The sequence below is a fragment of the Kitasatospora sp. NPDC057015 genome (assembly GCF_042673745.1).
GTDB lineage: Bacteria > Actinomycetota > Actinomycetes > Streptomycetales > Streptomycetaceae > Kitasatospora.
Window position 1 is genome coordinate 153,507 of sequence record NZ_JBHUSG010000014.1, and the last position, 18,928, is coordinate 172,434.

The window sequence follows — 18,928 nt, forward strand, 5'->3', positions numbered from 1 at the left end:
CGCCCGTGACCACCCAGGCCCAGCCCCAGGCCTCGACCGACCGGAGCCAGTCCGGGCCGTTCCTGTCGGTCAACGACCTCCAGGTGCGGTTCAGGACCGAGGACGGCACCGTCAAGGCGGTCGACGGCCTCTCCTTCGACCTGGAGAAGGGCAGCACGCTCGGCATCGTCGGCGAGTCCGGCTCCGGCAAGTCGGTGACCAACCTGGCGATCCTCGGCCTGCACCACCGCAAGGCCACCGAGATCACCGGCTCCATCCGGCTCGACGGCGACGAGCTGGTCGGCCGCACCGACCGCGAGCTGGAGCACCTGCGCGGCAAGAAGATGGCCATGATCTTCCAGGATCCGCTGACCGCCCTCTCGCCGTACTACACGATCGGCCGCCAGATCGGCGAGACCTACCGCAAGCACACCGGCGCGAGCAAGAAGGAGGCCCGCGACCGGGCCGTCGAGATGCTCACCCGGGTCGGCATCCCGCAGCCCAACATGCGGGTGGACGACTACCCGCACCAGTTCTCCGGCGGCATGCGCCAGCGCGCGATGATCGCCATGTCGCTGGTCTGCGACCCCGACCTGCTGATCGCCGACGAGCCGACCACCGCCCTGGACGTCACCGTCCAGGCGCAGATCCTCGACCTGCTGAAGGACCTCCAGCAGGAGCTCGGCACCGCGATCATCATGATCACCCACGACCTCGGCGTGATCGCCCGCACCGCCCACGACGTGATGGTGATGTACGCCGGCCGGGCCGTCGAGCGCGGCACCGTCCGCGAGGTGCTGAAGGCCCCCCAGCACCCGTACACCTGGGGCCTGCTGTCCTCGATGCCCAGCCTCGGCGGCCCGCTGGACGTGCCGCTGCGCCCGGTGCGCGGCACCCCGCCCAGCCTGATCAACCTGCCCGCGGGCTGCCCCTTCAACCCGCGCTGCGACCATCGGGAGCAGGTCGTCGGCGGCGCGTGCGGCGTCGAGCGCCCGACGCTCTCGCCCGCCACCGGGCACGCCACGGCCTGCCACCTCCCCCTGGAGCGGCAGCAGGACATCTTCATCAACCAGATCCAGCCGCGGCTCGGCTGAACGGGACGGGCAAGAGACCATGAGCGACCAACTGACCCTCGGCAAGGCCGAAGGCTCCCCCGCCGCCCCGGCCGGCGAGCCGCTGCTGCAGATCAGCGGTCTGCAGAAGCACTTCCCCGTCAACGGCGGGTTCATCTTCAAGCGCCAGATCGGTGCGGTGCACGCGGTCGACGGCGTGGACCTGAGCGTGCACGCCAACGAGTCGGTCGGCCTGGTCGGCGAGTCCGGCTGCGGCAAGTCGACCACCGGCCGCCTGGTCACCCGGCTGCTGGAGCCGACCGGCGGCTCGATCCGGTACGCGGGCCGGGACATCACGCACGCCTCCCGCCGCGAGCTCGCGCCGATCCGGTCCGAGATCCAGATGATCTTCCAGGACCCGTACTCCTCGCTGAACCCGCGGCACACCGTCGGCTCCATCATCGGCGCGCCGATGGAGATCAACGGCATCAAGCCGGCCGGCGGGATCCAGCGCCGGGTGCAGGAGCTGCTGGAGACCGTCGGCCTCAACCCGGAGCACTTCAACCGGTTCCCGCACGAGTTCTCCGGCGGTCAGCGCCAGCGCATCGGCGTCGCCCGCGCCCTGTCGCTGAGCCCCAAGCTGATCGTCGCCGACGAGCCGGTCTCCGCGCTCGACGTCTCGATCCAGGCCCAGGTCGTCAACCTGCTGCAGCAGCTGCAGAAGGACCTCGGCATCGCCTTCCTGTTCATCGCGCACGACCTCTCGATCGTGCGGCACTTCTCGCAGCGCGTCGCCGTGATGTACCTGGGCAAGATCGTCGAGATCGCCGACCGCAAGTCGCTGTACGAGAGCCCCCGGCACCCGTACACCCACGCGCTGCTCTCGGCCGTCCCCGAGGCCGACCCGGACGACCACCGCGAGCGGATCCGGCTCACCGGCGACGTGCCCTCGCCGATCAACCCGCCGTCGGGCTGCCGCTTCCGCACCCGCTGCTGGAAGGCGCAGGACAAGTGCGCCAGCGAGGAGCCGCCGCTGGTGAAGCTCTCCGGCAGCCTGGACGGCCACCTGACGGCCTGCCACTTCCCGGAGGGCCCCACGACCCTGGAGCTGTCCGCCGAGCCCGCCACGGCCACCCTGCCGGAGCAGCGCGACCGCAGCCACTGACCCGCACCGCGACGGCCGGGGCCCGGGAGGACGCACCTCCCGGGCCCCGGTCGTCTCCGGCCGCGCCGAACCGTCGCACCCCCGGTTCGGCGCGGCCGGACGCGCTAGGGGCCGCGGCCCGCCTCCCCGGCGACCGCGGCCCCTCGCGCGTGGTGGATCAGCCGGCTCCGACCACGTCCCGCACCTCGGCGAAGTGGCAGGCGCTCTCGTGCGCCGCCGGGCCCTTCAGCAGCCCGGGCACCGCCAGCAGCGGCACCTCGGTCGAGCAGCGGTCCTCGGCCTTCCAGCAGCGGGTGCGGAACCGGCAGCCCGACGGCGGGTTGGCCGGCGAGGGCAGGTCACCGGTGAGCAGGATCCGCTCGCGGTTCTCCCGGCCGGTCGGGTCCGGCACCGGCACCGCGGAGAGCAGCGCCTGGGTGTAGGGGTGGGTCGGGAAGGAGTAGATCTGCTCCTCCGTCCCGATCTCGACCATCGTGCCGAGGTACATCACGCCGACGCGGTCGGAGATGTGCCGGACGATCGAGAGGTCGTGCGCGATGAACATGTACGACAGGTTGAACTCGGTCTGCAGTTGCTCCAGCAGGTTGATGACCTGCGCCTGGACGGAGACGTCCAGCGCCGAGACCGGCTCGTCGCAGATGATCACCTCGGGCTTGAGCGCCAGCCCGCGGGCGATGCCGATGCGCTGACGCTGACCGCCGGAGAACTGGTGCGGGTACCGGTTGATGTACTCCGGGTTCAGCCCCACCACGTCCAGCAGGTCCTGAACGGCCTTCCGGCGGTCGCCCTTCGGCGCCACCTCCGGGTGGATCTCGTATGGTTCGCCGATGATGTCGCCCACCGTCATCCGGGGGTTCAGCGAGGTGTACGGGTCCTGGAAGACCATCTGGATGTTGCGGCGCACCGCCTTCAGCCCGGCGCCGGAGAGCCGTGAGATCTCCTCGCCCTTGAAGCGCACCGAACCCGCGGTCGCCTGCTCCAGGTTCATCAGCACCTTGGCGAGGGTCGACTTGCCGCAGCCGGACTCGCCGACGATGCCCAGCGTCTCGCCGCGGTGGAGGTCGAAGGAGATGCCGTCGACCGCCTTCACGGCGCCGACCTGCTTCTTGAACAGGATGCCCTGGGTCAGCGGATAGTGCTTGACCAGGTCCCTGACCTCCAGGATGGGCTCAGCCATGGAGGGTCTCCTTCCAGAAGTGGCAGGCGCTGCGGCGGCCCGGAAGGTCCGCACCCTCCGCGTCCAGCACCGGTACCAGCAGCGGCAGTTCGGTGCGACACAGATCCGTCGCCCGCTCGCAGCGCGGGTTGAAGGCGCAGCCGGCCGGGACCTTGAGGAGGTTCGGGGGCAGGCCCTTGATCGCGTACAGGTCCTGGCCCTTCTGGTCCAGGCGCGGGATCGAGCGCAGCAGGCCCTTGGTGTACGGGTGGGCCGGGTTGGCGTAGAGCTCGTGGACGGGGGCGGTCTCGACGATCCGGCCGGCGTACATGACGGCGATCTTGTCGGCGACGTCGGCGACCACGCCGAGGTCGTGGGTGATCAGGATCAGGCCCATGTTGAACTCGGCCTGCAGCTCGGCGAGGAGGTCCATCACCTGGGCCTGGACGGTGACGTCCAGGGCGGTGGTGGGCTCGTCCGCGATGATCAGGTCCGGCTCCAGGGACAGGGCCATCGCGATCATGATGCGCTGGCGCATGCCGCCGGAGAACTGGTGCGGGTAGTCGCCCACCCGCTGCTTCGCGGCGGGGATGCGGACGCGGTCCATCAGCTCGATGGCCTTGGCCTTCGCCTCCTTGCGGGAGGCGCCCTGGTGGACCTGGAACATCTCGCCCAGCTGGTAGCCGACGCTGAGCACCGGGTTCAGCGAGGACAGCGCGTCCTGGAAGATCATCGCGATCCTCCGGCCGCGGATGGCCCGCCGCTCCTTGGCGCTCATCCTGAGCATGTCCTCGCCGCGGAAGCGGATCTCGCCGGCCGTGATCCGGCCCGGCGGCATGTCCAGGATGCCCATGATCGCCTGCGCGGTCACCGACTTGCCCGACCCGGACTCCCCCAGCACGGCGAGCGTCTCGCCGGCGGAGACCGAGTAGCTGACGCCGTTGACGGCCTTGGCGATGCCGTCCCGGGTCACGAACTCCACGTGCAGGTCGTCGACCTCCAGCAGCGGCGTGCCGGTGGACGGGTCCTCCCGGCCGGCGACCACCTCCAGCAGGTCGGCCTCCGGGGCGATCCTCTTCGACGGCGTCGACAGCCTGGACGGCTTCGATTCGTTCGGCACTGCGGTCATAGCCCGCGGCCCTCCTCAGCGCAGCTTCGGGTCGAGGGCGTCGCGCACCGCGTCGCCGAGCATGATGAACGCCAGCACCGTGATGCTCAGCACCACGGCGGGGAAGAGCAGCACGTGCGGGGCGCTCAGGAACCGCGCCTGCGCGTCGCTGATCATCAGACCCCAGGAGATCGCCGGGGACTGGATGCCGATCCCCAGGTACGACAGCGCGGCCTCGGCGCCGATGTACACCCCGAGGTTGATCGTGGAGACCACGATGACGGGGGCCACCGCGTTCGGCAGGATGTGCCGGCTGAGGATGCGTCCGGTACCGGCGCCGAGGGCCTTGGCGGCGACGACGTAGTCGTTGTGCTTGTTGGACAGCACGGCCGAGCGCATCAGCCGGTAGATCTGCGGCCAGCCGAGCACGGCCATCACCATCGAGACGGTGAAGGCGTTGCCCTTCTGGAAGTTCGCCATGATCAGCATGCCGCCGAGCAGCAGCGGGATGGCGAAGAAGATCTCGGTGACCCGGGACAGCACGCTGTCCCAGACGCCGCCGACCCAGCCGGCCAGCAGCCCCAGGGAGCCGCCCACCAGGACGACCAGGGTCGTGGTGAGCATGCCGACGACGATGGAGTTCCGGGCGCCCCACACCGTCCGGGTGTAGATGTCGCAGCCCTGCACGTCGAAGCCGAACCAGTGGGTCGCGTCGGGGCGCTTCAGCGAGTCGGCGAGCTGGCAGAAGCCGGCCGACTTCGGGTCCGCGTCGGTGAACAGCTGCGGCACGATCGCCAGCGCCACCATGAACGCGACCAGGATGCCGCCGATCAGGAACAGCGGGTTGCGGCGCAGGTCGTACCAGGCGTCGGTCCAGAGGCTGGCGACGCGCTCGGCGGGGGCCTTCCCCGCGCCCTTGCGGCCGGGCTTCGCCGCGTCCTCCTCGGGCGCGGGGGCCACGGTCGGGGTCGCTGCCGGAGCGGCCTCCGGGGCCGGGGCGGGCGCCTCGGCGGGGGCCGCCGGCGGTTCGCCGGAGGCCTGTCCGGGCAGGGTCACCCGGTCGGCGGTCTCCGCGGAGGCACCGACCAGGCCGTCGCTCTTCGTCGGCTCACTCATAGCGGATCCTCGGGTCAAGTACGGCGTACAGCAGGTCGACCACCAGGTTGGCGAACAGGTAGACCAGCACCAGGGCGCTCACGATGCCGACCACGATGGTCCGTTCCCGCAGGTAGACGGACTGGAAGAGCTGGTGGCCGACCCCGGGGATGTTGAAGATGCCCTCGGTGATCACCGCCCCGCCCATCAGCGCGCCCAGGTCCATGCCCAGGAAGGTGACGATCGGGATCAGCGCGTTGCGCAGCCCGTGCCGGACGACCACCCGCAGCGGGCTGAGCCCCTTGGCCACCGCGGTCCGCACGTAGTCGGCCCGCATGACCTCGATCAGGCTGGTGCGGGTGAGCCGGGCGACGTACGCCAGCGAGGTCGAGGCCAGGACGTAGGCGGGCATCAGGTAGGACCGGAACCCGGCCTCCTCGTTGAAGGAGACAGGGAAGAAGTCGAAGCCGTAGTCGGTCTTGAGTTTGACGCCCAGCACCAGCTGCAGCACGAAGCCGATGACGAAGACCGGGATGGAGATGACCATCAGCGTGGAGATCAGCACCACGTTGTCGATGAACCGGCCGCGCCGCAGGGCCGCGACCACACCGGCCGTGACACCGACCGCGATCTCGATTCCCAGCGCGGTCAGCGCGAGGTTGATGGTGTACGGGAACGCCGCGGACATCACGTCGATCACCTGGTTGCCGCGGTAGTCCTCGCCGAAGTCGCCGGTGAAGAGGTGCGACAGGTAGTACCAGTACTGCACGAAGAACGGGTCGTTGAGGTGGTAGCGCTGCTGGAGCACCGCCACCACCGTCGGATCGGCGCGCTTCTCACCGGCCAGTGCCGTAATGGGATCGCCAGGCAGCAGGAAGACCAGTGCGTAGATCAGGAACGTCGCGCCAAGGATCACAGGTATGGCCTGGATGATCCGGCGGACCACATAGCGGCCCACGGGGCCTCCTCGTGGCTCGGGGCACACCCGCGAAGGGTGGCGCGGGGGTCACCCGCGCCACCCGTCGGGGCCGGCCGTCAGCTGGAAGTCGGTCAGGCCAGTTCGACGTTGGCCAGGTCCATCTGACCCTGGGCGTTGACCTTCACGTTCTTGACCGTCTTGGTGTACGCCGCGGAGGACATGTACGTGTAGATCGGGATGTAGGGGACGTCCTTGATCAGGACGTCGTCGGCCTGCTGGTACAGCTTCAGGCTCTCCTCGTCCGTCTTGGCACTGTCGGCCTTGGCGAGCAGGGCCTCGAACTCCTCGTTGACGTAACCGCCGTAGTTGGAGCCGTTCTCGATCGCGATCTTGGAGAAGATCGGCCGCAGGTAGTTCTCCGCCGACGGGTAGTCCATCGACCAGGCCATCCGGAAGGCGCCGCTGTACTGCTTGGCGCCCAGCGCGCTGAGGATCGCGCCGAACTTCTCGAAGGGCTTGTAGGTGACCTCGACGCCGAGGTTGGCCTTCAGCTCGTTGCCGACCGCCTCGATCCACTCCTTGTGGCCGCCGTCGGCGTTGTAGCCGATCTCCATCGTGTTGCCCGGCAGGCCGCCGGCCTGGGTGAAGAGCGCCTTCGCCTTCGCCGGGTCGTACTTGGCGATGTCGCCGAGCGCGCCCTTGCGGTAGCCGGGGATGATCGGGCTGATGAAGTCGTCGGCCGGCTTGCGGGTGCCGCTGAAGATGGTCTTGGTGATCGACTCGCGGTCGATGGCCATCGAGATCGCCTTGCGGATGTCCGGGTTGGCGAACGCCGGGTTGGTGGCGATCGGGAAGCCGATGTAGCCGACCCCGGACTCCGGCTTGTACAGGTACCGGTCACCGAACTCGCCGGCCACGGTGGCCATCGCGGAGATCGGCAGCTTGTCGGTGATCTGGATGGTGTCCGCGCGGAGGTCGTTGTACGCCGTCTCCAGCTTCTCGTAGACCTTGAAGGTCACGGAGTCCAGCTTCGCCTTCCCGTCGGCCTCCGGGAAGTTGTCGTAGCGCTTCACCTTGATCTGCTTGTTGTGCTCCCACTTCCCGTCCATCTGGAAGGGGCCGTTGCCGATCGGGGCGTCGTCGAAGGACTTCGGGTCGGTGAAGAACGCGGCCGGCAGCGGGAAGAACGCGTTGTAGCCCAGCATGGTCTTGAACTGGGAGAACGGCGCCTTGAGGGTGACGGTGAACGTCTTGTCGTCCACCACCTTCAGGCCCTTGAGCTCCTTGACGGTGGGCTTCTTGTCCTTGCCCGGGGCGAGTTCCTCGGAGCCGAGGATCTTGTCGAAGAAGGGCAGCGCCTCCTGGGCGTTGTCCTGGTTCGCCCCGAAGTTCCAGGCGTCCACGAACGACTTCGCGGTAACCTTCTCGCCGTTGTGGAAGGTGTAGCCGTCCTTCAGCTTGACCGTCCAGGTCGTGGCGTCCGGGGACTCGATCGACTCGGCGACCCGGAGCTTCGGCGCGTTGGTGTCGTTGTCGTACTCGATGAGGCCGGCGAACAGCGCTCCCACGACCTCCGAGCCCTCGGACTCGGCCGTGTTCTGCGGGACCAAACCGTGCTGGGGCTCACCCAGTTGGACGCTGATGGAGCCGCCCTTCTTGCCCGACCCACCACTCGCCTTGTCCGTCGCGGTCTTGCCGCCACCGGTACTGCAGGCGGTGATCGCAAGGGCGGTGCATGCCGCCAGGGCGGTCCAGCGCATCGTCTTGGTGAGCCTCATTCAACTGCTCCTCGATTTAGGGGCTTACGAACGAAACGGCAGCCCACGCCACTCGGTGTGCCGGGCATGGGGGGTCAACATCAGTGCCCGACCACCGAGTTGATGGCGTGACCACTGACACGCGCAGAGCAACTATCGATCACCGGGACCCTCCTGCGGAATCGCCCTTACATCTCTTTTCAGTTACATGCCCCGACCAATCCATGACAATGCTCACCAAATTCCGCCATATCATGCACGGAACAATTTCTTCCACCTTCCGAATAGCGGACGATGGGCACCGGAATTCGACATATTAGGCGGCGTAATATCCAAAAAGCCCCTCGGGCTCCGGACCGGCATTCGGGAGTTCTCCCAGGACAGACGGCAGGGCGCGCCCTCCGGTGGAGGACGCGCCCTGCCGTCTGCCTTCGCCGGTGTCAGTCCGGCGGTGTCAAGTCGTTTTCCCCGCCCTCGGGGCCGCGTGTGGAGCCCCCGGCCCCGGGGCCCGCGGCCTGGGGGCCCGCGGCCTCGGGGCCCGCGCCGCCCTCGGGCCTCCCCACCTGGGGGCCTGTGCCGCTCTCGGCCTCGCGCTCGGCCGCGCTGCGCTCAACCTCGCGCTCCGCCGCGCTGCGTTCAATGTCGCGCTCCGCCGCACTGCGCTCAATGTCGCGCTCCGCCGCGCTGCGTTCATTGTCGCGCTCCGCCGCGAAGTGACAAGCCGACTCGTGCTTCGAGAGCCCCGTGAGCCAGGACGGCGCCGCCAGCAGCGGCACCTCCGTGGCACAGCGCTCCTGCGCCTTCCAGCAGCGGGTGCGGAAGCGGCAGCCCGACGGCGGGTTGGCCGGCGAGGGCACGTCGCCGGTGAGCACGATCCGGTCCCTGGCCTCCCGCGCGACCGGGTCCGGCACCGGCACGGCGGAGAGCAGCGCCTGGGTGTACGGGTGCGTGGCGTGGTCGTAGATCTCCAGGTCGGTGCCGATCTCGACCATCTTGCCGAGGTACATCACGCCGACCCGGTCGGAGATGTGCCGGACGATGGAGAGGTCGTGCGCGATGAACATGTACGACAGGTTGAACTCGGTCTGCAGCTGCTCCAGCAGGTTGATGACCTGCGCCTGGACGGAGACGTCCAGCGCCGAGACCGGCTCGTCGCAGATGATCACCTCGGGCTTCAGCGCCAGCCCGCGGGCGATGCCGATGCGCTGACGCTGACCGCCCGAGAACTGGTGCGGGTACCGGTTGATGTACTCCGGGTTCAGCCCCACCACGTCCAGCAGGTCCCGCACCGCCTTGGCACGGCTGCCCTTGGGCGCCACCTCCGGGTGGATCTCGTACGGCTCGCCGATGATGTCGCCCACCGTCATCCGGGGGTTCAGCGAGGTGTACGGGTCCTGGAAGACCATCTGGATGTTCCGGCGCACCGCCTTGAGGCCGGCGCCGGAGAGGTGGGAGATCTCCTCGCCCTTGAAGCGCACCGAACCCGCGCTCGCCGGCTCCAGGTTCATCAGCACCTTCGCCAATGTGGACTTCCCGCAGCCCGACTCGCCGACGATGCCCAGCGTCTCGCCCTGGACCAGGTCGAAGGTGATGCCGTCGACCGCCTTGACCGCGCCGACCTGCTTCTTGAACAGGATGCCCTTGGTGAGCGGGAAGTGCTTGACCAGGTCCCGGACTTCGAGGATCGGCTCGCCGCGTCGGACGGGCTTGTCGAACGCGATCTCCTCCGGCGCAGCGCCGCCCAGCGCGCTAGCTCCGTGTGCCATGGAGGGTCTCCTTCCAGAAGAAGCAGGCGCTGCCCCGGCCGGGCTGCTCGGTGCCGTCGTCCGCGGTGACCTGGAACAGCTCCGGCACCTCGCTGCGGCAGATGTCCTGGGCCCTCGGGCAGCGCGGGTTGAACGCGCAGCCCGGCGGGATCCGCAGCAGGTTCGGCGGCAGGCCCTTGATCGCGTAGAGCTCCTGGCCCTTCTGGTCCAGGCGCGGGATCGAGTCCAGCAGGCCCCTGGTGTAGGGGTGCGCGGGGCTGGCGTAGAGCTCGTGGACGGGGGCGGTCTCGACGATCCGGCCCGCGTACATGACGGCGATCTTGTCGGCGACGTCGGCGACCACGCCGAGGTCGTGGGTGATCAGGATCAGGCCCATGTGGTACTCGGCCTGCAGCTCGGCGAGGAGGTCCATCACCTGGGCCTGGACGGTGACGTCCAGGGCGGTGGTGGGCTCGTCCGCGATGATCAGGTCCGGCTCCAGGGCCAGCGCCATCGCGATCATGATGCGCTGGCGCATGCCGCCCGAGAACTGGTGCGGGTAGTCGCCCACCCGCTCCTTCGCGGCGGGGATGCGCACCCGGTCCATCAGGTCGATGGCCTTCGCCTTCGCCTCCTTGCGGGAGGCGCCGGTGTGGGCGCGGAACATCTCGCCGAGCTGGAACCCGACGGTCAGCACCGGGTTCAGCGAGGACAGCGCGTCCTGGAAGATCATCGCGATCTTCTGGCCGCGGATCCTGCGCCGCTCCTCCTTGCCCATGGCCAGCATGTCCTGGCCCCGGTAGCGGATCTCGCCCTTGGGGATCCGGGCCGGCGGCATGTCCAGGATGCCCATGATCGCCTGCGCGGTCACCGACTTGCCCGAACCGGACTCCCCCAGCACGGCGAGCGTCTCGCCGGCGCTGACGCTGTAGTTGACCCCGTTGACGGCGCGGGCGACGCCCTCCCGGGTCACGAACTCCACGTGCAGGTCCCGGACGTCGAGCAGCGGCCCGTCGTAGGGGGCCTGCCGGGCGCTCTTGGTGGTGTCGACGGCAGTGGTCACGATCGTCCCCTCGCTCAGCGCAGCTTCGGGTCGAGGGCGTCGCGCACCGCGTCGCCCAGCATGATGAAGGCCAGCACGGTGATCGACAGCGCGGCCGCCGGGAAGAACATCACGTACGGGGCGGTGCGGATCACCTTCTGCGCCGAGGAGATGTCGATGCCCCAGGAGATGGTGGGCTCCTGCAGGCCGATGCCGAGGAAGCTCAGCGTCGCCTCGACCGCGATGTAGCCGCCGAGCGCGATGGTCGCGACCACGATCACCGGGGCGATCGCGTTCGGCAGGATGTGCCGGACCATCAACCGGCCGGTGCCGGCGCCGAGCGCCCTGCCCGCCATCACGTAGTCGGCCTGTTTGACCGTCAGCACCGCGCCGCGCATCACCCTGGCGATCTGGGTCCAGCCCAGGACCGCCAGCGCGATGACCACGCTCCACACCGTCCGGGCGGAGAAGGCGCCCAGCAGCACGAGCGCGCCGAGCAGCAGCGGGATGCCGAAGAAGATGTCGGTGATCCGGGAGATCACCGCGTCGACGGCGCCCCCGAAGTAGCCGGCGAGCATGCCCGTCAGTCCGCCGAGGAGGGTGACCAGGGCGGTGACGCAGATGCCGACCGTGATCGACGCGCGCGCCCCGTAGATCACCCGGGCGTAGATGCTCCGGCCCTGGCCGTCGTAGCCGAACCAGCCCGCGCCGAAGAAGTCGGTCCAGTCCGGCCGCTTGAGGTAGTCGTTGACCAGGTCGGAGGCCCGCGGGTTGGTGTCGGTGAACGCCCAGGGGAAGATGGCCATGACCACCAGCAGCAGGATCAGCAGCACCGAGATGATGAAGATCGGCCGGGTCCGCAGGTCCCGCCAGGCGTGGCCCCAGAGGCTGCGGGCCTCCTCCCGCTTGACCGGGTCCGGCTCGATCAGCGTGTCCTCTTCGACCACCCGGCCCTGCTCGCCCGCGTAGTCGAGGTGGTCGACACCCGGCTTCGGGTGGGGCTCGAACCCGCTCTCGTCGTGCATGTCAGGCATAACGGATCCTCGGGTCCAGGACCGCGTACAGCAGGTCGACGAGCAGGCTGGCCACCAGGTAGACGATCACCAGGACGGTCACGATGCCGACGACCGTCGGCCCCTCCTTCTGGTTGATCGCCCGGTACAGGACGTTGCCGATGCCCTGCACGTTGAAGATGCCCTCGGTGACGATCGCGCCGCCCATCAGGGCGCCCAGGTCCGTGCCGAGGAAGGTGACCACCGGGATCAGCGAGTTGCGCAGCAGGTGACGGGTGATGATGGTGCGCCGCGGCAGGCCCTTGGCGGTGGCCGTGCGGATGTAGTCGGCCCGGAGGTTCTCGCCGATGGACGTCCGGGTGAGCCTGGCGACGAACGCCAGTGACAACGAGCCGAGGACGATGGCGGGCAGGATGAGTTGGGAGAGGTCCGTGGAGTCCTGGACGGTCGGGGTGACCCAGCCCAGGTTGGTCGCGAAGATGGTCTGCGCGATGTACGCCAGCACGAACACCGGGATCGAGATGACCACCAGGGTGAGGACCAGCACCACGGTGTCGACGACGCTCCCGCGGCGCAGTCCCGAGAGCACGCCCAGCGTCAGGCCGACGACCAGCTCGAAGACGAAGGCCATCAGTGCCAGGCGGATGGTCACGGGGAACGCGTCCGCCATGATCTCGGAGACCGGGCGGCCGGTGAAGCTCGTCCCGAAGTCGCCCTGGAACAGGTTGCCCATGTAGTGCAGGTACTGCTTCCAGATCGGCTGGTCCAGGTAGTACTTCTGCCTGAGGTTCGCCACCTGGGCCGGGTCGGCGGCCTTGTCGCCGAAGAGCGCCACGATCGGGTCGCCCGGCAGGGAGTAGACCATCAGGAAGATCAGCAGAGTCGAGCCGAAGAACACCGGGATCATCTGCAGTACTCGCCTGAGTACGTAGCTGCCCATCGCGCCTCCTTCCTAGAGGACTGAGTGCCCGGGCCCCGCCCTCCGTGCGGGGAGGACGGGGCCGGCGGGGGTGGGGCCCCTCCTGCCCGGCGGGCCGCTCCCCCCGGGCGGGGCCGGGGCGGGGCCCGTCGGGAGGATCAGCCCTTGACCTCGACCTGGGTCCAGGCCGGGTTGCCGAAGGAGTCGAACTCGACGTTCTGGACGTTGGTGGAGTAGCCCGAGTTCGTCCGGTAGTACCAGAGCGGGATGGCCGGCATGTCCTGCTGGAGCACCGCCTCGGCCTGCTGGTAGCCGGTGGCCGAGGCCTGGATGCTGTCCGCCTGGTCGGCCTGGGTGGACAGCTTGTCGAACTCGGGGCTGCTGTAGCCGAAGTCGTTGGAGGCGGCGCCGGTGCGGTAGACGTCGGCCAGGAAGTTGGCGTTCAGCGGGTAGTCCTGCACCCAGCCGGTGCGGAACGCGCCGGTGACGGTGTGGCCGGTGATCGCCGCGCGGGCGGTCTTGAAGTCGACCTTCGGGTCGCCGACGCAGTCCACCCCGGTGTTCTGGCGGATGGAGTTGCAGACCGCGTCGACCCACTCCTTGTGGCCGCCGTCCGCGTTGTACGTGATCGTCAGCCTGTTCCCGGGGACGCCGCCGCCCTCGGTGATCAGCTGCTTCGCCTTGGTCGGGTCGAAGTTGCAGAAGTCCCCGCAGTTGCCCTGCTTGTAGCCCTCGACGCCCTCGGCGACCCAGGCGGACGCGGGGGCGCGCGAGCCCTGCAGCACCGTCTTGGTGATGGTGGCCCGGTCGATGGCCATCGAGATCCCCTGACGGACCTTCGCCTTCTCCGGGCCGGCCCAGTCGGGCTGGTACAGCGGGAAGCCGATGTTCTGGATGGCGCCCTGCGGGGAGTCGATCGCGCGGTCGCCGAGGTCGTTCTTGTAGGTCGCCAGCGCGGACGGCGGCACCTGGTCCATCACGTCCAGGTTGTTGGACTGCAGGTCCGCGTACGCCGCCTCGGCGGTGGTGTACATCTTGAAGACGATGCCGCCGTTCTTCGGCTTGTCCACACCCTGGTAGTTCGGGTAGCTCTTCGTCACGACCTGCGAGTTGTGGGCCCAGCTGACGAACTGGTAGGGCCCGTTGCCGACCGGGTTCTGGCCGAAGCCGGCCGGGTCGTTGTAGAAGCTGTCGGGCAGCGGCGAGAAGGCGATGTAGCCGAGCTTGTACTCGAAGTACGACACCTTGGCGGCCAGCTTGATGGTGAAGTGGGTGTCGTCGGTGACGGTCAGCCCGGACATCGTCGTGGCGGTCGGCGCGCCGCTCTCCGGGTGGACGTCCTTGTAGCCCTGGATGTCGGAGAACCACGAGCTGCTCAGCTGGTTGTTGCTGGTCGTCGCGGCCCAGTTCCAGGCGTTCACGAAGTTGCTCGACTTGACCGGCGTGCCGTCGTGGAAGGTCCAGCCGGACTTCAGCGTCACGTTGAAGGTCTGCGCGTCACTGGTGTCGATCGAGTCGGCCACCTGCATCCGCAGTGACGCGTTGCTCGGGTCGTAGTCGACCAGGCCCTTGAAGAGGTTCTGGATGATGCGACCGCCGCCCACCTCGTTCGCGTTCGCCGGCTGCAGCGGGTTCTGCGGCTCACTGCTCTGGTAGCTGAAGGTCTTGCTGGCATCCGACGAGCTGCTGCCGCCTCCCCCGCTGCTGCCACACCCGCTGGCCACCAGGGCCACCGAAGTCGCAGCGGCGAGGACCCATCGAACGCGGGTGGCTTCGGGCATGGAGGTCCCTCCTCAGGGTGTCTAGTCGCATCACACCCCATGAGAAGCGCGCCGTTTCGGCGGCGCGACCCGGATACCGCCGGATGGGTGCAGCCCCGCCACCGTCGGGTGGAGCCGCGCCCGGCGGACGGTCCCGACCCCGGCCCCGAACGCGCGAAGGACCCGCAGCACGGGGCTGCGGGTCCTTCGGGAGCGGGTCGGGTCAGGCGGCGACGGGCGCCACGACCTCGGCGAAGTGGCAGGCGGAGTCGTGCGCCGCCGGGCCCTTCAGCAGCTCGGGCACCGCCAGCAGCGGCACCTCGGTCGAGCAGCGGTCCTCGGCCTTCCAGCAGCGGGTGCGGAAGCGGCAGCCCGACGGCGGGTTGGCCGGCGAGGGGATGTCGCCGGAGAGGATGATCCGCTCGCGGTTCTCCCGGCCGGTCGGGTCCGGCACCGGCACGGCGGAGAGCAGGGCCTGGGTGTAGGGGTGCGTGGCGTGGTCGTAGATCTGCTCGTCGGTGCCGATCTCGACCATCTTGCCGAGGTACATCACGCCGACGCGGTCGGAGATGTGCCGGACGATGGAGAGGTCGTGCGCGATGAACATGTACGACAAGTTGAACTCGGTCTGGAGCTGCTCCAGCAGGTTGATGACCTGCGCCTGGACGGAGACGTCCAGCGCCGAGACCGGCTCGTCGCAGATGATCACCTCGGGCTTGAGCGCCAGGCCGCGGGCGATGCCGATGCGCTGACGCTGGCCGCCGGAGAACTGGTGCGGGTACCGGTTGATGTACTCCGGGTTGAGCCCGACCACGTCCAGCAGGTCCTGAACGGCCTTGCGGCGGTCGCCCTTGGGCGCCACCTCCGGGTGGATCTCGTACGGCTCGCCGATGATGTCGCCCACCGTCATCCGGGGGTTGAGCGAGGTGTACGGGTCCTGGAAGACCATCTGGATGTTGCGGCGGACGGCCTTGAGCGCCTGGCCCGACAGCCGGGAGATGTCCTCGCCCTTGAACAGGACCTGACCGGAGGTGGCCTGCTCCAGGTTCATCAGGACCTTGGCCAGGGTCGACTTGCCGCAGCCGGACTCGCCGACGATGCCCAGCGTCTCGCCCTGCTTCAGGTCGAAGCTGATGCCGTCGACCGCCTTGACCGCGCCGACCTGCTTCTTGAAGAGGATGCCCTGGGACAGCGGGTAGTGCTTGACCAGGTCCTTGACCTCCAGGATGGGCTCAGCCATGGAGGGTCTCCTTCCAGAGGTGGCAGGCGCTCGCGCGACCGGCGATCTCGGCGTCGTTCTTGTCCATCACCTGGTGCAGCGCCGGGATCTCGGTGCGGCACAGGTCGGTGGCCACGTCGCAGCGCGGGTTGAAGGCGCAGCCGGCCGGGACCTTGAGGAGGTTCGGGGGCAGGCCCTTGATCGCGTAGAGCTCCTGGCCCTTCTGGTCCAGGCGCGGGATCGAGCGCAGCAGACCCTTGGTGTACGGGTGCGCCGGGTTGGCGTACAGCTCGTGCACCGGGGCGGTCTCGACGATCCGGCCCGCGTACATGACCGCGATCTTGTCCGCGACGTCGGCGACCACGCCGAGGTCGTGGGTGATCAGGATCAGGCCCATGTTGAACTCGGCCTGCAGCTCGGCGAGGAGGTCCATCACCTGGGCCTGGACGGTGACGTCCAGCGCGGTGGTGGGCTCGTCCGCGATGATCAGGTCCGGCTCCAGGGCCAGCGCCATCGCGATCATGATGCGCTGGCGCATGCCGCCGGAGAACTGGTGCGGGTAGTCGCCCACCCGCTGCTTCGCGGCGGGGATGCGCACCCGGTCCATCAGCTCGATGGCCTTCGCCTTCGCCTCCTTGCGGGAGGCGCCCTGGTGCACCCGGAACATCTCGCCCAGCTGGTAGCCGACGCTCAGCACCGGGTTCAGCGAGGACAGCGCGTCCTGGAAGATCATCGCGATCTTCCGACCGCGCAGCCGGCGGCGCTCCTCGTTGCTCATCTTGAGCATGTCCTGGCCGCGGAAGAGGATCTCACCGGAGGTGATGCGGCCCGGCGGCATGTCCAGGATGCCCATGATGGTCTGCGCCGTGACGGACTTGCCGGAGCCCGACTCGCCCAGGACGGCGAGGGTCTCGCCGGCCGCGACGGAGTAGTTGACGCCGTTGACGGCCTTGGCGATGCCGTCCCGGGTCACGAACTCGACGTGCAGGTCCTTGACCTCCAGCAGCGGGGTGCCGGGGGTGAGGCGCCCGCTCGCGGGGGCGGCCTTCGGGTCTATGACGGTGGTCATGATGCGTCCGCCTCTCTCAGCGCAGCTTCGGGTCGAGGGCGTCGCGCACCGCGTCGCCGAGCATGATGAAGGCCAGAACGGTCAGGCTCAGCATGCCGGCGGGGAAGAAGAGCGCGAACGGGGCGGTGCGGATGACCTTCTGGGCCGAGTTGATGTCGATGCCCCAGGAGATGGTCGGGTCCTGCAGACCGATGCCGAGGAAGCTCAGCGTCGCCTCGGTGGCGATGTAGCCGCCGAGTGCGATGGTCGCGACCACGATCACCGGGGCGATCGCGTTCGGCAGGATGTGCTTGACCAGGATCCGCGAGGTGCCGGCGCCGAGGGCCTTGGCGGCCGTCACGTAGTCGGCCTGCTTGACCGTGATGACCGAACCGCGCATCACGCGGGTCATCTGGGTCCAGCCGAGGGCGACCAGGGCGAAGACGACGCTCCAGATCGTGCGCGAGGTGAAGGCGTTCAGGATCACCAGGGCGCCGAGCAGCAGCGGGATGCCGAAGAAGATGTCGGTGACCCGGGAGATGATCACGTCGGCCCAGCCGCCGAAGTAGCCGGCCAGCATGCCGGTGATGCCGCCGAGGACGGTCACGCCGGTGGTCACGCAGATGCCGACCACCACCGAGGCGCGGGCGCCGTAGATCACCCGGGCGTAGATGGACCGGCCCTGGCCGTCGTAGCCGAACCAGTCCGCCTGGAAGAAGTGGCTGTAGTTCGGCTTCGTCAGGAAGTGCGCGCGCAGGTCGCCGGCGCGCGGGTCCACCGAGGTGAACAGGCCCGGCGCGATGGCGATCAGGATCAGCAGCAGGATCAGCAGGGCCGAGATCACGAAGATCGGCTTGCGGCGCAGGTCGTGCCAGGCGTCCGAGCCGAGGCTGCGGGCCTTCTCGGGCTTGGGCTCCGCCGGGCCGCCCGCGCGCTGCGCGGGGATGTCGGCGGTCTTCTGGATCAGGTCAGGCATAACGGATCCTCGGGTCCAGGACCGCGTAGAGCAGGTCGACGAGCAGGCTGGCGGCCAGGTACACGAGCACCAGGACGACGACGAAGCCGGAGACCGTGCCGCCCTCCTTGAGGTTGATCGCGTGGTAGAGCGCGTTGCCGACGCCCTTGACGTTGAAGATGCCCTCGGTGACGATCGCGCCGCCCATCAGGGCGCCCAGGTCGGTGCCCAGGAAGGTGACGACCGGGATCAGCGAGTTGCGCAGCAGGTGGGTCCCGATCACCTTGCGCCTGGGCAGGCCCTTGGCTACCGCCGTACGCATGTAGTCGGACCGGACGTTCTCCACGATGGAGGTACGGGTCAGCCGCGCGACGTAGGCCAGCGACAGCGAGCCGAGCACGAACGCGGGCAGCAGCAGCTGGCCCAGGTTCATGGAGTCCTGGACGGTCGGGGTGACCCAGCCCAGGTTGGTCGCGAACACCGTCTGGAAGACGAAGCCGAGCACCGGCACCGGGATCGAGATCAGCAGCAGGGTCAGGACCAGGGTGCCCTTGTCGAAGGCCTTGCCCCGGCGCAGGCCGGAGAAGAGACCGATCGTCACGCCGAGCACGATCTCGATGGCGAAGGCCATCAGCGCGAGGCGGATGGTCACCGGCATCGCTTCGGTGATCACGTCGAGGACCTTGCGGCCCGCCATCGTCTCGCCGAAGTCACCGGTGAACAGGTTGCCCATGTAGTCGAGGTACTGCTTCCACAGCGACTGGTCGAGCCCCATCCGGTGCTTGATGGCGGCGAGCTGGGCCGGGTCCGGCGCCTTGTCGCCCCACAACGCGCTGACCTGGTCGCCCGGGAGCCAGCGCACCATAAAGAAGATGAGCGTGACTGTCCCCAGGAAGACCGGGATCATTTGGAGCAGTCGCCTCGCGACAAAGCGCCCCATCGTTCCTCCATGTATTTCTCTGACGGGCCGTCATCCCGGGTCAGAGGTGAGTCGGC

Annotated in this window: 16 protein-coding genes; 2 read left to right on the plus strand and 14 right to left on the minus strand. The window is 68.8% G+C overall.

The window, feature by feature from the left end; translation table 11 throughout:
• The first annotated feature begins 5 nt into the window (after window positions 1-5).
• Window positions 6-1,073, plus strand: a complete 1,068-nt coding sequence (locus ACFTWP_RS16695) for an ABC transporter ATP-binding protein (protein ID WP_380265269.1) — start codon at window positions 6-8, stop codon at window positions 1,071-1,073.
• A 19-nt stretch (window positions 1,074-1,092) separates the two neighbouring features.
• Window positions 1,093-2,196, plus strand: coding sequence for an ABC transporter ATP-binding protein (locus ACFTWP_RS16700; RefSeq protein WP_380265270.1), 1,104 nt, complete (start codon window positions 1,093-1,095; stop codon window positions 2,194-2,196).
• A 157-nt stretch (window positions 2,197-2,353) separates the two neighbouring features.
• Here ACFTWP_RS16700 and ACFTWP_RS16705 read toward each other — a convergent pair whose 3' ends face one another.
• The 14 genes from ACFTWP_RS16705 to ACFTWP_RS16770 form a co-directional block, all read right to left on the minus strand.
• Entirely contained in the window at window positions 2,354-3,373 is a 1,020-nt protein-coding gene (locus ACFTWP_RS16705) for an ABC transporter ATP-binding protein (RefSeq protein WP_380265271.1), read from the minus strand.
• Complete coding sequence (locus tag ACFTWP_RS16710; RefSeq protein ID WP_380265272.1) at window positions 3,366-4,481, minus strand: ABC transporter ATP-binding protein; 1,116 nt, start codon at window positions 4,479-4,481, stop codon at window positions 3,366-3,368. Before ACFTWP_RS16710 ends, ACFTWP_RS16705 begins: the two co-directional genes overlap by 8 nt.
• 15 nt (window positions 4,482-4,496) lie before the next feature.
• A complete protein-coding gene (locus tag ACFTWP_RS16715) occupies window positions 4,497-5,576 on the minus strand; it encodes an ABC transporter permease (RefSeq protein ID WP_380265273.1) in 1,080 nt (359 codons plus the stop codon).
• Window positions 5,569-6,513 (minus strand): ABC transporter permease, encoded by a 945-nt coding sequence (locus ACFTWP_RS16720; protein WP_380265274.1) that lies wholly within the window; start codon window positions 6,511-6,513, stop codon window positions 5,569-5,571. Before ACFTWP_RS16720 ends, ACFTWP_RS16715 begins: the two co-directional genes overlap by 8 nt.
• Window positions 6,514-6,605: 92 nt before the next feature.
• On the minus strand, window positions 6,606-8,252 hold the full coding sequence (locus ACFTWP_RS16725; RefSeq protein WP_380265275.1) for an ABC transporter substrate-binding protein: 1,647 nt from the start codon (window positions 8,250-8,252) through the stop codon (window positions 6,606-6,608).
• A 419-nt stretch (window positions 8,253-8,671) separates the two neighbouring features.
• On the minus strand, window positions 8,672-9,997 hold the full coding sequence (locus ACFTWP_RS16730) for an ABC transporter ATP-binding protein (protein WP_380265276.1): 1,326 nt from the start codon (window positions 9,995-9,997) through the stop codon (window positions 8,672-8,674).
• Window positions 9,981-11,039, minus strand: a complete 1,059-nt coding sequence (locus ACFTWP_RS16735) for an ABC transporter ATP-binding protein (RefSeq protein WP_380265278.1) — start codon at window positions 11,037-11,039, stop codon at window positions 9,981-9,983. The genes ACFTWP_RS16730 and ACFTWP_RS16735 overlap by 17 nt, the downstream gene beginning before the upstream one ends.
• A 14-nt stretch (window positions 11,040-11,053) precedes the next feature.
• Window positions 11,054-12,052: an ABC transporter permease gene (locus tag ACFTWP_RS16740; protein ID WP_380265279.1), complete on the minus strand. Its 999-nt coding sequence runs from the start codon at window positions 12,050-12,052 to the stop codon at window positions 11,054-11,056.
• Window positions 12,045-12,971: an ABC transporter permease gene (locus tag ACFTWP_RS16745; RefSeq protein WP_380265280.1), complete on the minus strand. Its 927-nt coding sequence runs from the start codon at window positions 12,969-12,971 to the stop codon at window positions 12,045-12,047. The genes ACFTWP_RS16740 and ACFTWP_RS16745 overlap by 8 nt, the downstream gene beginning before the upstream one ends.
• 137 nt (window positions 12,972-13,108) lie before the next feature.
• Window positions 13,109-14,731, minus strand: coding sequence for an ABC transporter substrate-binding protein (locus tag ACFTWP_RS16750; protein ID WP_380265281.1), 1,623 nt, complete (start codon window positions 14,729-14,731; stop codon window positions 13,109-13,111).
• A 202-nt stretch (window positions 14,732-14,933) separates the two neighbouring features.
• A complete protein-coding gene (locus tag ACFTWP_RS16755) occupies window positions 14,934-15,950 on the minus strand; it encodes an ABC transporter ATP-binding protein (RefSeq protein ID WP_380265282.1) in 1,017 nt (338 codons plus the stop codon).
• Window positions 15,943-16,998, minus strand: coding sequence for an ABC transporter ATP-binding protein (locus ACFTWP_RS16760; RefSeq protein WP_380265283.1), 1,056 nt, complete (start codon window positions 16,996-16,998; stop codon window positions 15,943-15,945). The genes ACFTWP_RS16755 and ACFTWP_RS16760 overlap by 8 nt, the downstream gene beginning before the upstream one ends.
• Window positions 16,999-17,014: 16 nt before the next feature.
• Complete coding sequence (locus ACFTWP_RS16765; protein ID WP_380265284.1) at window positions 17,015-17,953, minus strand: ABC transporter permease; 939 nt, start codon at window positions 17,951-17,953, stop codon at window positions 17,015-17,017.
• Complete coding sequence (locus tag ACFTWP_RS16770; RefSeq protein WP_380265285.1) at window positions 17,946-18,872, minus strand: ABC transporter permease; 927 nt, start codon at window positions 18,870-18,872, stop codon at window positions 17,946-17,948. Before ACFTWP_RS16770 ends, ACFTWP_RS16765 begins: the two co-directional genes overlap by 8 nt.
• Window positions 18,873-18,928 lie beyond the last annotated feature (56 nt).

Coding starts and splice junctions, on each gene's coding strand:
- ACFTWP_RS16750 (WP_380265281.1), bottom strand. CDS start 14,731: ATGCCCGAAGCCACCCGCGTTCGATGGGTCCTCGCCGCTGCGACTTCG.
- ACFTWP_RS16765 (WP_380265284.1), bottom strand. CDS start 17,953: ATGCCTGACCTGATCCAGAAGACCGCCGACATCCCCGCGCAGCGCGCG.
- ACFTWP_RS16725 (WP_380265275.1), bottom strand. CDS start 8,252: ATGAGGCTCACCAAGACGATGCGCTGGACCGCCCTGGCGGCATGCACC.
- ACFTWP_RS16700 (WP_380265270.1), top strand. CDS start 1,093: ATGAGCGACCAACTGACCCTCGGCAAGGCCGAAGGCTCCCCCGCCGCC.
- ACFTWP_RS16740 (WP_380265279.1), bottom strand. CDS start 12,052: ATGCCTGACATGCACGACGAGAGCGGGTTCGAGCCCCACCCGAAGCCG.
- ACFTWP_RS16705 (WP_380265271.1), bottom strand. CDS start 3,373: ATGGCTGAGCCCATCCTGGAGGTCAGGGACCTGGTCAAGCACTATCCG.
- ACFTWP_RS16760 (WP_380265283.1), bottom strand. CDS start 16,998: ATGACCACCGTCATAGACCCGAAGGCCGCCCCCGCGAGCGGGCGCCTC.
- ACFTWP_RS16715 (WP_380265273.1), bottom strand. CDS start 5,576: ATGAGTGAGCCGACGAAGAGCGACGGCCTGGTCGGTGCCTCCGCGGAG.
- ACFTWP_RS16770 (WP_380265285.1), bottom strand. CDS start 18,872: ATGGGGCGCTTTGTCGCGAGGCGACTGCTCCAAATGATCCCGGTCTTC.
- ACFTWP_RS16710 (WP_380265272.1), bottom strand. CDS start 4,481: ATGACCGCAGTGCCGAACGAATCGAAGCCGTCCAGGCTGTCGACGCCG.
- ACFTWP_RS16730 (WP_380265276.1), bottom strand. CDS start 9,997: ATGGCACACGGAGCTAGCGCGCTGGGCGGCGCTGCGCCGGAGGAGATC.
- ACFTWP_RS16755 (WP_380265282.1), bottom strand. CDS start 15,950: ATGGCTGAGCCCATCCTGGAGGTCAAGGACCTGGTCAAGCACTACCCG.
- ACFTWP_RS16745 (WP_380265280.1), bottom strand. CDS start 12,971: ATGGGCAGCTACGTACTCAGGCGAGTACTGCAGATGATCCCGGTGTTC.